Here is a 13,040-nt window from a genome sequence, read left to right as displayed (position 1 = left end):
GACTTCGCTTTCCGCGGGCGGCCGATGAGCCTCCTCGTCGCTTACGCTCCTGCGGGGGTCTCACCTATTCCGCTTTTCCCGCAGGAGTCTTCGCCTTGCCCTCCAATCAACAGCTAGAAGCCACTACATACATGAAATCTACGTTCACCATCACAATGAAAAAGTCCGAACGATTCATCGTTCGGATCTTCCTTCAACTAAAATACTTTTGTCCCAGCCTCTTTTTTTATACCACGCTATAGGCTTCTTGCTCACTTTCTGAATAATTAGGGGGCTGTATATGTAAAGGCACAAAACATTCATAACTTTCCCCTTCTAGCCTATCCTCTAGCTCTTGTTTGGCTTTACTAATCAGCTCTTGATTTTCTATCATTTCAATCGCCGTAGCCGCAATGGCTTTTCCAGCTAACAACATCGCATCATGGGCATACTCGGTTTTCCCTTGAGCAACAGCTTGCCATGTATGAAACGGCGTAGCATAAGCCCATGTTGCCGTCACGCACTGGGCAGTTGGAACATTCCAGCTAACATCTGCGACATCGGTTGATCCTGTCATAAACGAAACATCTTTGGACATAGGAGCAATTTGGTTGAAGATTGGGTGATCCGCTAAAGCTTTGTGTAATAGTGGACCCGCTTGTTTTTTTGCTGCTTCTTTGTCTTCAACGGATGTAGACTCGTAAATAGCTTTGGCAAAAGCCATTTCTTTTTGTTTAACTTCAGGTAAACATTTACCAATAGTGAATACCTATTAAAAATCCAGTTGGCATGCTATTTAAAAAAATTTCACTACAGCTAAAAACCGATTCTTATTTTTAAGAATCGGTTTTTTCAGTGGAAAGAACAGCCTCAATAGATTTCTCCCACCGGCTTAGTACCTCTTTAGGATGATGAAGCTGAAATTGAATTCCTGATGTCAAAACTGCATATTTTGCGTAATCTTCTTTAACAGCGGCTACTTCTCCCGTAAATAACTCATATCCTGATAACACAGAAGCTTCTTTTTTTAGCAAAAGTTTAATGTAATAAGCTTTTCCTTCCATAACTAATGTAACGGTTGCTTTATGATTCTGTATCATGTTTTTTGAAGACGTTGTATCTTTCCATATTAACAGCTTGACGCGTGAAGAGCTAATAGCTACCAGCTCTCCTGCGCTAATCATTGCTACATGAGGAAAACCCTCGGATGTCACTGTAGATAGCAGCATCGCATCATGCTGTTTTCTTTCTAAGCCTTTTCCATTTAAGAATGAACGCACGGCTTTTGGCAGCTCTGTTTTATTCATTTTACTTACACCACCTTTGCTTATTAAGATTGGGGTGGCACAGGAGGCACATGCGTCGCTAGCGGTACATCTTTTGGGTTAACTTTAAATGGTCGAGGGTATTTTTCAGGATTGGTGATGGTTTCAGGTTCAGAAGAACGCCAGGTAAACAAACAAATGTTGCACAAGTAAATTTCCCAAGCTCCTTCAACGGGTGATTTAGACACTAAATTCGCTTGTTTGGCTTCACATCTCGGACAAGTATGCATGTTGATTCCTCCTTGGTTATTTTTGCATCATATTCGTTAAGATTTTTTCCCATTTTTCAGTTTCAAGAGGTGTATCTAAAGGCTGTGAGTAGTGACCTCTTGTTTCTGGGACAACTGGTGTTGTAGCATCCAAAATCATTTTATCTGTAATACCAGCTGGCTCAGATCCTGGATCAAGCGGAAGAACCGAGAGATTAGGCACTGTTATAACATCATGTTTTGGGTGCATTTTTGTTGATAGCGCCCACATGACTTGCGGTAAATTAAATGGATCCACGTCTTCATCTACTAAGATAACTAGCTTGCAATATCCTAATCCGTGCGGCGTAGTTAATGCCCTCATACCAACAGCCTTAGCAAACCCTCCGTATCGGCTTTTCGTTGAAATGATAGCAACAAGCCCATGCGTATACATCGCGTTCACGGCTTCGATTTCTTCAGGGTATGCTTCTTTTAGCTGCTGATATAAAGGAACGCTTGTATTGATTCCAATTAAATAATCTGTTTCTGTCCAAGGCATACCGATGTATAAACTTTCAAAAATAGGATCTTTTCGATGATAGACACGATTGATTTTGATAACAGGCATGCTTCTGCCACCGGAGTAATGACCTGTAAATTCACCAAAAGGACCTTCATACTCACGTTCACCGGCTAAGATTTCTCCTTCTAAAATAACTTCTGCTCCCCAAGGTACATCTAAGTCAGAAAGTTTAGATTTCACAATTCTGTAGGGTTCACCTTGAATAGCTCCTGCCATTTCATACTCTGATTGATCGTAATGAAGCGGCGTAGCAGCTGCTGTAACAATTGCAGGTTCACATCCTAAAGCAATTGTTACAGGGAGGTTTTCACCTTTTTCTTCGGCTTGTTTTAAATGAATGGCAATATCATGCTGTGGCACGGGCTGAATGCCTAGACGGTCTTTCCCTTTGACCTGCATACGGTATATACCTACATTTTGTTTACCGAAGTTCTCCTTATCATGCTGATCACGAGAAATAACACACGCTTTATCTAGATAATAGCCTCCGTCTCCTTGATTTAAGCGAAACAACGGCAAAAGGTCGAATAAGTTAATATCGTCTGTTATTTCACACTCATGAAATGGCGCTGTTTCTTCTCTTTTCACTTTGACAGGAAATTTTTCATATCTCCGGGCAAACTCAAAGAATTGTTCTTTTACAGGAGTTGATTTAGGCAGTCCCATCATTAACGCGTGATTTGACCAGGAGCCCATTATGTTTAAAGCTACCTTCGCATTGTTGTATCCATAAATGTTAGTGAATAATAACCCCGGCGTTTGATCTCCTAAATTACTGATGGCTTGACCTGCTGAACCCAAATCAGGATCAGGCTGCACTTCATCTGTAATCGTCAGCAGCTGCCCTTCTTTATGTAGCGTATCAAGGAAATCTCTAAAGTCTTTATAAGCCATTTTTATTTTCCTCCTTGTGATAAATGTTTAATTCCTTGCCATCTTTTTGCTTCAGGAAGCTCAATTCCCAACTGATCTAACGTTCGAACAGCAATATGTGTGACAATATCGTCGATCGTCTTAGGTTTGTTATAAAAAGCTGGCATAGGCGGCACGAGGATAGCTCCCATTTTTGAAAGATCCAGCATGTTTTCTAAATGAATTGTATTTAAAGGCGTTTCGCGAGGAAGTAGCACAAGTGGCTTTCTCTCTTTTAACATCACATCTGCCGTTCTCGCTATTAAGTTATCTGCCAGTCCCATTCGAATAGATGCTAATGTTTTCATGCTGCAAGGACTAACAATCATTCCATCTATACGAAAAGAACCGCTTGAAATTTTTGCTGCTTGGTCTTGATATGAATAGCAATAATCTGCTAGCGCTTCTACTTGCTGAACGCTATAGGACGTTTCCAGCTTAATTGTGGCATGAGCCCAAGGCGACATGACTAAATGCGTTTCAACAGAAGCCTTCTTTAACAGCTCTAAAATTCGAATACCTAAAATAGCTCCCGTGGCTCCCGTTATTCCTACAGCTATTTTCATTTCCCTTCCTCCTCTCTGTTCTGGTTACACATTTAACTTTACACTTATTTTCCATACAATTAAAATATTGATAAAGTATATAATAATACCTTTAAAGTATGGAGTTGAATACAGTGGAATTAAGACAGTTGCATTATTTTATTGTCATAGCTGAAGAATTAAATGTGACCAAAGCGGCGAAGCGTCTGCACATGGCTCAGCCTCCTCTAAGCAGACAGCTAAAGCAGCTCGAAAATGAGCTAGGCCTTTTGCTCTTTGAACGAAACAATAACAAGCGCTTATTGTTAACAGTAGAAGGAGAGCTTTTTTTAAAACGAGCGAAAGACATTGTGCAAAGGGTCGAAAAATCAGTATTGGAAGTGCAGGAATGTAAAAACGTAACAAACGAAAAGCTTGAAGTAGGATGTACAATCTACTGTGCATCAACGGTTCTCGATAAGCTAACTCTTATCCAAAAACAGTATCCAAACAGTACATTTAATATCTATGAAAACGAACCAGCTCATTTAAACGAATTATTGACGGAAGGAAAAATTGATGTAGCGGTCACCACTACAGACTTACCTTATCAGCATGTCAAAACAAAAACACTTGCACCAGATATCTTTGTTGTAGCCGTTCCCAAAGAAAGCGGTTATGCAGAAGAAAAGATTTCAGTAGCCGAAATTGCTTCTCTCCCTCTTATTCTTCTTCGCTCAAACCGGGAAATAAGTATATATAATCGTATTGTGACGGAATTTGAAAAAATGGATATAACACCCAATATTTTATGTGAATGTCATGATTCAGCCATGCTTCTTAATTTAGTATGTCGTGGCCTTGGTGCTGCCATTGTCCCTTATTCAATGCTATCCTCTTTTTCGCTAGAACATATTAAAATTTTAAACATAGAAGATAATCCATTTGTGATTGAGCCTTTAGTTACCTGGCGTACTGACAGTTACCTTCCCAAAATCGCCCAAGAATTTTTAAAGCTTTTTTAAATATAGATGCATAAAAAAAGACTTTGCTATTTTAGCAAAGCCTTTTTTATGTTCTATATCCATATATGTGATTACATTAACCAAGAAATTAACAGCGGTAATGTAACAAGTGACATGATGGCACTAAGTACGAATGCTGAAGCTGTTTCACCAGCTAGGCTGTCAAAGCGAACTGAAATCATCGCTGCTACAGCTGAACCTGGGAACGCTACTAATAATACTAATTTTACGATGTCAGCTGATGATAGGCCCATTGCTGTTGCAATTCCTAACATTACAAGCGGCTGAATTGCAACTTTTAAAATCGCAATACCAAATGCCGCTGGGCTAAATTGAATTTTACGAATACCAATTGTTACCCCAACTGCGAATAGTGCCGCACCAGATGTAATTGAGCCAATTTGGTCTAAGCTGCTTGATAATAAATCCGGCGCTTGGAAGCCGAATAATACTAATACTACTGCGATCAACGGAACACAGGCTAACGGCTCAGAAAGACCGTGTAAGATTGATTTGATCGTTACTTTAAATAAGCTTTCTTCTGAATCATCTTCGCTTTTTTCACGTTGTCCAACCGTACCAATAATAGTGGCTAAAGGATCAAGCATAGCATTTACTACAATACCCGTAATAGCGATTGGAATTGCTACTACATCCGCACCAAACAAGCTACCTAATACTGGAATACCCATAAACGCAAACGTTGGCTGCGTAGAGTTTAAAGAGAACATAGATGCGCCTGTTAATGAGTATTTGAATACATATTTTGCAACCAGTAAGAAAAGAACATAAAATCCAATAATACCAAGAACTAATGCTAGTAAAAACGGCCACTTTTCAATAAGCGTTTGTTTTGATGTTGTCGTAATACCAACGAATAGATGTGCAGGTAACGCAAATTTTGTTACAAGTGTATTTAACCCTTTAGATGTCGTTGCATCAAACTTTTTAAAATACCCTGCTAAATAACCTAGCAAAATGACAAAAAAGATTGGGGTTAAAATAATAAAGATTTGACTAATTTCCATTTTTGAACACTCCATTGTTTAGATTAAAATCAATCATATAATTTTGCTTTCTTAGAAAGATAATTATTTTCTAAGGCTTGTCTATGGATATTGTTTACGTCAGGCCATTCATCTCCCCTTTTACTAAACATCTCTACAAATATGAAGTAACGTATAATGGTTCATGAAAACGCATGGACTTTGTTTTTCTGCAATCATTTATTTACTTCGAGGCTGTTCATTGAGTTGACATCAACTCACACAAAAATTGTCATACAATATAGTAACTATACAACCCTAGTAAAAACTTGTCATACAATCATGTTGCAAGCTTACTTAAGCTGAAAGAAACACCTTCAAATGAAAGATGCTTAATCTTGTGATGAAAGAAAGCTACTTTTGATTGACGAGGAATGATTTCTAAGAGTTTGAAACTCTCAGTTAAAAAGTTCCATAATTTCACAAGGTCTTTACAAACAATTTTACGTATTTGTATATTGCTTTCTGTGACGAATTTATGAACATGTTTTAACTTAACATTTGTAAGGTGATTATTCAATTACATTGTTTAAAATTTTAATGAAAAAAATATTTTAAGCCTGCTTTTTTTACATAAAATAGATAAAAATAATCATAAAGACCTATATATTGCCGGTTAAAAAGAAGATGATTCACCTATCATCTTCTTTCGCTCACTTTATTTAGTATTCGTTACGTTTAAATCATAACGTTACTTTATTTTAGCATCAATAATAGAAAAATTGTGTTCCTCTGAAAACCACGTTTTAATTTTTTCTTTTGCTTTTAGTTTAACACTTTCATCAATGTACATGGCAACTTGAATCAAAGCAAGCCCCAGAGCTCCTAAATCATCTGTAAACCCAATTCCTGCTGCAAAGTCCGGAATTAAATCTAAAGGAAGAATAAAGTACCCTAATGCTCCTATAATAATTGCTTTTGCTTTTGGCGGAATATCTGGCTTTTGCAGCGTGTAGTATAAAAGCAATACGGCATAAACAACGTTTGCTCCCGCTTTTTTACCAAACTTTTTAAGCTTGTCCCAAAATTTTTCTTCCGAATAATATTTGGCTGTTTCCTCTGTACGAACGGGTACAATTTCTTGTTTCTCTTCCATATCGATCACCCTTTCATCACCATATGTACTTATTATAAACGATTATCTCTACCGGATTCCATTGAGAGATTAAACTCCATAAACCTGCACAAAGCAGGCTTAGGAATTTTTTAACGAATAATGCTTCATAACGATGGTAACTAAGTCATTCAGCGCTGTTTCACTTTTAGAATGACTTTCAAACTGCTGAATCAGATCCATATGTTCAAGCAGCACTTCGTAATTACCCGTCATCCGTTTGAGAACTTCATATGCGGAACTATTCAAATCCACTTCCTCCAGCTGTACTAAATACTCGTTCCAGCGCTGGTCTTGTTCTAGTAGCAGCCATACAATTTCCTTTATTGCCTTCCGCACATTGGATTCCATCTTTTCATCTCCTTTGATAAACAGATATAACAAAGTCTATGAAAAAAACGAGCTCTTTCATTCTCTTATTACGCAAAAAGAGTTCCTTTTATTTTATAACAAGCCCGCTTAAGAGCTCTTCCCATACTTTATCATCGCCCAGTACGTCCATTGAAAAAATAGGTGCATATAAGACACACGTATACGGCAAGTCCCAATTAGCTTCGGACAAAAGTTCTTTTTCACTGTTCGTAAGCAGAAGTATATAGAAATCGTTTTTGACCATTCCCTTTAAGATATGCTCTAATTCTTTCGCTTCTTCATACGTTCCACCCATACGAATAAACAATATACAAGAACTGGTCTCCATCGACGTTAAAAACCGCTCCGTTCTCCGCTCATACTTTTTTTTGACTTCATTATACGAAAGCCAGTTATCTTCTGTATTAATAGACGACGGAAAATCATGAGCAGAATCAATTTGATACACCTTATCACGCAGTCTAAGCGTGGAACCATCTCCGAAAGAACTTATATAGGTTAAGTGTTCATATAAAAATAAATCTTTACAGCGGTTTTTCAACAGCAGATTTACATGAGAAAGAGAAATACTAATACACCAATCAATCACGCCGGCTTGTTTTCGCAAAGAATATTTTTTCATGTATATCCCTGGAAAACAGTTATAGCCTAAACTGTATATCATATCGTACCGTTTGCTTTTTAGTTCACTTAAAGTAACCATATTCTTCCTCCCTTCTACTATAAAATATGACAGCGTTTTATAGAAAGAGGCGGCTTCTGCCTTATATCGTACAAGCTTTTTGCTTCTTGGGAGCTTGTGTAATAAAAAAGTAATGAGTTAAAGGAAAACAACCGAAGCAAAATATTTTGGAACTCGAAAGATTATTGTTAAAATACTTGTATTCCATTGAAATAACAAGGCCTATGAAGTCTTTAAAGAAAGAAGATGAAATTGATGAGTAAAGAATTAAAAGATATTCCGATTTCCGTATTGGATCTTTCTCCTGTAGTTGAAGGAGGAACTGTATCTGACTCACTTAGAAATACATTAGACTTAGCTCAGCACGCTGAAAAATGGGGGTATAACCGCTACTGGCTAGCTGAACATCATAATATGACAGGCATTGCAAGCTCCGCTACATCTGTTGTAATTGGTCATGTAGCTGCAGGCACGTCACGCATTCGCGTAGGCTCTGGTGGTATTATGCTTCCTAACCATTCTCCGCTTGTTATTGCTGAGCACTTCGGAACGCTTGAATCACTATTTCCAGGGCGTATTGATTTAGGCTTAGGAAGAGCGCCTGGGACAGATCAACTGACAGCACAGGCGCTGCGACGTGACCGCAGAAGCGACGGCAGTGACTTCCCAGAACAGCTAGCTGAACTACAGGAATACTTTAAACCTGCTTCAGAAAGTCAGTTGCGCGTTAAAGCTGTTCCCGGTCAAGGGTTAAATATTCCGATTTGGCTGCTTGGCTCAAGCGGTTTTAGCGCACAGCTTTCGGCACAGCTAGGTTTGCCATTTTCATTTGCAAGTCACTTTTCACCTAATAATACAATGACAGCTCTTAACATGTATCGTCGTTATTTTAAGCCTTCTGACGTGTTAGAGAAACCATATGCGATGTTAGGTGTAAACGTAATTGCTGCTGATACAGATAGAGAGGCTGAACGCTTGGCTACTTCTATGCAGCAGCAGTTTCTAAATTTAATTCGAAACACACCGGGTAAACTAAAAGCTCCTGTGGATAATATGGATGAACTATGGACTGACTTTGAAAAAGCTTCTCTTCAACAGCAACTGGGCTCTTCCATTGTCGGAAGCCCTGAGACGATTAAAGTCAAGCTTGAACAGTTTATTGAAGAAACAGAAGCAGATGAACTTATGATTAACGCTCAAATTTACGATCATAAAGCTCGCCTTCGTTCGTACGAAATTGTTTCTCAGCTGTTCAAATAATAAAAAAGGCCGGACGTGTCCGGCCTTTTTTATTTACTTTCCACTGCTTCAAGAAGTAAATCTGCAAGATGAACGGCTCTTACACTTCCTTCTACTCCTTCTCTGACTACGCCTAGCTTCATTTGAATGAGACAACCCGGGTTTGCCGTTACAATCGTATGTGCATGCGTTTCTTTCACTTTTTCCATTTTGTAATCCAAAATTTGCATGGACATCTCTTGTTCCGTTAAGTTATAAATACCAGCTGAGCCACAGCAATGATCCGCATTTTCCATTTCGTTAAACACCGATCCGTTAATCACTTGAATTAGTTTTCTCGGTGCGCTGGACGTTTTCATCACGTTTCTCAAATGACACGAGTCTTGATACGTAATAATTTGACTTGGAAGCGATAACTTTTGTTTTTCCACAAACTGCTGCTGCAATAAAATCTCTGAAAAATCTTTAACTTTTGCAGCAAAAGCCTCTGCTCTTTCTTTCCATTCCGGTTCATCTTTTAATAAATGATCGTATTCCACTAACAGCGCACCGCAGCCTCCTGCATTAAGAACAATATCATCCGCTTGAATGGATTCAAACGCCATAATATTTTGCTTCGCTAACTTCTTTGCTTGATCCTTTTCTCCTCCGTGCGCATGCAGTGCCCCACAGCACGTCTGCACCTCTGGTATTACGACCTTACACCCTGCTTTTTGTAAAAGCGCAATCGTTGCGTTGTTCGTTTCCATAAACATCGTATCCATTAAACACCCTGTAAAAAAAGCAACCGTCCGCTCTGCTGTTCCTTCTGCTTCAAATAAAAAAGGCCGTTCTTTCATTTCTTTTTTAGTTGGCACAGGTGGAAGCGTTTTTTCCATTTGTGCTAGATTACCGGGCAGGACATTTAATATATTTGTTTTTTGAACCGCTTTTTGCAAGCCGCTTCTTTGATAGAAAGCAAGCAGAGAATGTACATTTTTTAATCGTTCTTTATGTGGAAAAAGCTGCTCAAACACCATATGTCTGAGCGCTTTTACCGGCCATTTATGTCTTTTTTTCTGCTGGATAATATCACGCGCTTCTTCTAATAAATGTCCGTACTTCACACCCGAAGGACAAACAGGCTCACATGCTCGGCAGCCAAGGCAAAGATTCAATTGTTTTTCAACGGATTCATCAGGTTCAATGAGCCCGTCTACCACTCCTTTCATTAAAGCAATTCTCCCGCGCGGTGACGCTGCTTCATATTGATTCGTTTGTCCATACGTAGGACAGCTAGGCAAACAAAAACCGCATCTCATACAATTCATTAACTCGTCATAATCTAACCGTTCTTTGAACGCTTGCTGAATGTCTTTTGTTGCCGTCATGAACGAACCACCACTCTTTTTCTCGTATCTTTAGCGAAAATTTTCCCTGGATTCATAATTCCTTGCGGGTCCAAAGCATACTTGATTGCTTTCATCGCAGCTACTCCTTCTCCGCCCATTTTTAACGCCAAATACGGTGCTTTCATTTCTCCGACTCCGTGTTCACCCGTAATCGTTCCTCCAAGCTCAATGGCTTTGTGAAAAATTTCTTCAAAAGCTTGTTCGACGCGCTGAAGCTCTTCTTCGTCACGTGCATCCGTTAAACAAGTTGGATGCAGGTTGCCATCTCCCGCATGACCAAACGTACAGATCTTAACGTTATATTTTACGGCAATTTCGTTAATCGCTTTTACCATTTTACTAATTTTAGACCTAGGGACAGTTGCATCTTCTAAAATTGTCGTTGGCTTCATTCGCGCTAAAGCAGAAAGGGCTGATCTTCTGGCTGTACTTAAAGCTTCTGCTTCTGCTTGTGAAGCCGCTACTTTTACGGATACAGCGTTTCCTTCTCTGCAGATGCGTGAAATCATTTCAATATCGCGATTCACTACTTCTGGTGGGCCATCTTGTTCAATCAATAAGACAGCGTTTACATCTGTTGGGAGCCCAACTTGTGCAAAATCTTCTACTACTTCGCACGTCGGCTGATCTAAAAATTCGAGCGTAGCTGGAATAATTTTATGCGCAATAATAGCTGAAACTGTCTTAGCAGCTGCATCCATGTCTTCAAACAGTGCGAGCAGGGTTTGTTTTGTTTCGGGTATTGGAATGAGCTTTAAAACCGCTTCTGTCACAACACCAAGCGTTCCTTCAGAACCGACAAACAAGTTCGTTAAATCGTATCCAGCTACATCTTTAGCCAGCTTGCCTCCCGTCTTAATGCAGTCTCCGTTTGCAAGAACTACTTCAAGACCAAGAACGTAATCTTTTGTCACGCCGTATTTTAAGCCTCGTAATCCTCCCGAGCATTCATTGATGTTTCCTCCAATGGTTGATATTTTCATAGAGCTTGGATCAGGAGGATAAAATAAACCTTTTGCCTCCACAGCGTTAATTAAATCTAACGTGATAACGCCTGGCTGAACGGTAACGGTTAAATTGTCTTCATCAATTTCCAAAATTTTATTCATTCGGTTAAATGTAAGAACAATTCCACCTTGTGTTGGACACGTTCCTGCGCTTAAATTTGTACCTGAACCTCTTGGAACAATAGGAACATGATCTTCATTGCATATCGTTAAAATCCTTTTCACTTGATCTTTGTCTTCGGGCATAATAACCGCGTCAGGAAGCGATTGAAAGTTAGGTGTTGCGTCATAAGAATACACGAGTCTTGCTTCACTGCTATCTTGAAAATTGGCTGACCCTACAACTTCAACGAGCTTTGCTTTTGTTCGTTCATTAAGCATAACGTTCCTCCTTATATGTATCTCTTAATCTTATTATAGTTGCAGAAGCAACGAGGGACTATGGATAAAAGACTAAAAAAAGCCGCTTTAAAAACTCGTTTTTTGTATGTTTATCTAATGAAGGGCGCACTTTACTCTAGTAGAGACAGCGCAAGGTAAAAAAGCGTGAGACCCTTTACGCTTTTTGGATCAATGTCTGTTAGTTCTTTCATTTGCTTCAAGCGGTAATGAAGCGTGTTGATATGAATATGTAAATCAAGCGCCGTTCTTTTTAATGATTGATCATTGGCCAAATAGCACTTCAGCGTTTCGAGAAGCTCTTTTTCTTTTTGAATGGAGGAAAGCACTCGACTCAAGAATTCCTTTTTTACGGGTTCAGAAACGTCTTCTAAAATCATGTCCATCAGCAGTTCCTCGTAAAAAACGACGGTTTGACGTTTCGAAGCCACTTTAAGCGCTTTTTTCGCTTCTTCATATGAAGCATGCAAATCAAATTGCTCCGCTGGCTTTCCGACGCCAATGGTTATCATAACTTGGTTGTTTGCTTGAATGTACTGCTGACATTTTTTCAATTCTTCTTTAAATCCTTTTCTTTCCTTTTCACCTACAGCCTCTTTAAGTAAAAGCAAGCGATCGTATCCCCAACTTGCGATATAACCCCCTTCATCTTTATGACTTTCAAACCAGTAGCGGATCATTTCTTGGACTTGCTGCTGCTTATTTTTCGAAAGAGATGAGTCAAATTGAAACAGCGTACAGCAATAAGAACTGTCTACTTGTACTCCTAAAATATGGCCTCGTTCAATAAATTCTGCATCTACTTGCTGGCTATAAATCCATTCGCGAAAAAAAGCTTCCACTCCTTTATTTTCCCATTCCTTCGCTTCTATATAGTATGCTTCGCGAATAATTAACTCTGTTAATCTTCGAATAATGTCTGCAAAAGGCTCAACAGCTTCTGGAGTACCTGTAATGCCAATAACGCCAATAATGTCTCCTTGATAACTGATAGGCAAGTTAATGCCTGGCTTAACTCCTTTTAAATCCGCTGCCTCTTTTTTGGAGATATATAGTTTTTGCTTTCTTTGCATCACGTTCCACGCGCCTTCATGAAAAAAACCAACCCGCTTTTCTTCTGTTGACGCAATAATAATTCCACGTGGATCCGTTACAATCACATGTTCTTTCATCACAAGCTGCACTTCTTTTATAATTTTTTTCGATAGTTCAGACACTAGCTGCACGTTGTTTACACCTCATCTACGATCA

The 13,040-nt window shown here is 39.1% G+C and carries 14 protein-coding genes; 2 read left to right on the top strand and 12 right to left on the bottom strand.

What is annotated here, in order from left to right; genetic code table 11:
- Nucleotides 1-226: 226 nt before the first annotated feature.
- The 5 genes from M3225_RS10925 to M3225_RS10905 form a co-directional block, all read right to left on the bottom strand.
- Nucleotides 227-703, bottom strand: a complete 477-nt coding sequence (locus M3225_RS10925; protein WP_251393288.1) for a hypothetical protein — start codon at nucleotides 701-703, stop codon at nucleotides 227-229.
- 112 nt (nucleotides 704-815) lie between these two features.
- Entirely contained in the window at nucleotides 816-1,286 is a 471-nt protein-coding gene (locus tag M3225_RS10920; RefSeq protein ID WP_251393287.1) for a pyridoxamine 5'-phosphate oxidase family protein, read from the bottom strand.
- A gap of 23 nt (nucleotides 1,287-1,309) precedes the next feature.
- The gene (locus M3225_RS10915; protein WP_251393286.1) at nucleotides 1,310-1,534 is read right to left on the bottom strand and encodes a non-oxidative hydroxyarylic acid decarboxylases subunit D; all 225 of its coding nucleotides are present in this window, start codon (nucleotides 1,532-1,534) and stop codon (nucleotides 1,310-1,312) included.
- Between the two features lie 16 nt (nucleotides 1,535-1,550).
- Nucleotides 1,551-2,972, bottom strand: a complete 1,422-nt coding sequence (locus M3225_RS10910; protein ID WP_251393285.1) for a non-oxidative hydroxyarylic acid decarboxylases subunit C — start codon at nucleotides 2,970-2,972, stop codon at nucleotides 1,551-1,553.
- A gap of 2 nt (nucleotides 2,973-2,974) precedes the next feature.
- Nucleotides 2,975-3,556 (bottom strand): non-oxidative hydroxyarylic acid decarboxylases subunit B, encoded by a 582-nt coding sequence (locus tag M3225_RS10905; protein WP_016764386.1) that lies wholly within the window; start codon nucleotides 3,554-3,556, stop codon nucleotides 2,975-2,977.
- Between the two features lie 113 nt (nucleotides 3,557-3,669).
- Here M3225_RS10905 and M3225_RS10900 point away from each other — a divergent pair, with 113 nt between their 5' ends.
- Nucleotides 3,670-4,539 (top strand): LysR family transcriptional regulator, encoded by an 870-nt coding sequence (locus tag M3225_RS10900; RefSeq protein ID WP_251393284.1) that lies wholly within the window; start codon nucleotides 3,670-3,672, stop codon nucleotides 4,537-4,539.
- 71 nt (nucleotides 4,540-4,610) lie between these two features.
- On the opposite strand, the gene M3225_RS10895 is transcribed toward M3225_RS10900, so the two are convergent.
- From M3225_RS10895 to M3225_RS10880, 4 genes are all read right to left on the bottom strand, one after another.
- Nucleotides 4,611-5,567 (bottom strand): AEC family transporter, encoded by a 957-nt coding sequence (locus M3225_RS10895; RefSeq protein ID WP_251393283.1) that lies wholly within the window; start codon nucleotides 5,565-5,567, stop codon nucleotides 4,611-4,613.
- Between the two features lie 709 nt (nucleotides 5,568-6,276).
- Entirely contained in the window at nucleotides 6,277-6,681 is a 405-nt protein-coding gene (locus M3225_RS10890) for a YkvA family protein (RefSeq protein ID WP_251393282.1), read from the bottom strand.
- A 99-nt stretch (nucleotides 6,682-6,780) separates the two neighbouring features.
- The gene (locus M3225_RS10885; protein WP_251393281.1) at nucleotides 6,781-7,050 is read right to left on the bottom strand and encodes a hypothetical protein; all 270 of its coding nucleotides are present in this window, start codon (nucleotides 7,048-7,050) and stop codon (nucleotides 6,781-6,783) included.
- 88 nt (nucleotides 7,051-7,138) lie between these two features.
- A complete protein-coding gene (locus M3225_RS10880) occupies nucleotides 7,139-7,774 on the bottom strand; it encodes a DUF1796 family putative cysteine peptidase (protein WP_251393280.1) in 636 nt (211 codons plus the stop codon).
- 234 nt (nucleotides 7,775-8,008) lie between these two features.
- Here M3225_RS10880 and M3225_RS10875 point away from each other — a divergent pair, with 234 nt between their 5' ends.
- Nucleotides 8,009-9,013, top strand: coding sequence for an LLM class flavin-dependent oxidoreductase (locus M3225_RS10875; protein WP_251393279.1), 1,005 nt, complete (start codon nucleotides 8,009-8,011; stop codon nucleotides 9,011-9,013).
- Nucleotides 9,014-9,042: 29 nt separating this feature from the next.
- Here the strand turns inward: M3225_RS10875 and M3225_RS10870 are convergent, their stop codons facing one another.
- From M3225_RS10870 to M3225_RS10860, 3 genes are all read right to left on the bottom strand, one after another.
- Complete coding sequence (locus tag M3225_RS10870) at nucleotides 9,043-10,362, bottom strand: (Fe-S)-binding protein (protein WP_251393278.1); 1,320 nt, start codon at nucleotides 10,360-10,362, stop codon at nucleotides 9,043-9,045.
- Nucleotides 10,359-11,771, bottom strand: a complete 1,413-nt coding sequence (gene glcD / locus M3225_RS10865; RefSeq protein ID WP_251393277.1) for a glycolate oxidase subunit GlcD — start codon at nucleotides 11,769-11,771, stop codon at nucleotides 10,359-10,361. The genes M3225_RS10870 and glcD overlap by 4 nt, the downstream gene beginning before the upstream one ends.
- A 131-nt stretch (nucleotides 11,772-11,902) precedes the next feature.
- Nucleotides 11,903-13,015 carry a CdaR family transcriptional regulator gene (locus M3225_RS10860; protein ID WP_251393276.1) on the bottom strand — a complete coding sequence of 371 codons (1,113 nt, stop codon included), beginning with the start codon at nucleotides 13,013-13,015 and terminating at the stop codon, nucleotides 11,903-11,905.
- Nucleotides 13,016-13,040: the final 25 nt, after the last annotated feature.

It is taken from the genome of Priestia aryabhattai, from assembly GCF_023715685.1.
In the GTDB taxonomy this organism is placed as follows: Bacteria; Bacillota; Bacilli; order Bacillales; family Bacillaceae_H; genus Priestia; species Priestia aryabhattai_B.
The sequence above is the reverse complement of the archived record's forward strand: the minus strand, read 5'-3'. Positions and strand labels throughout refer to the sequence as shown.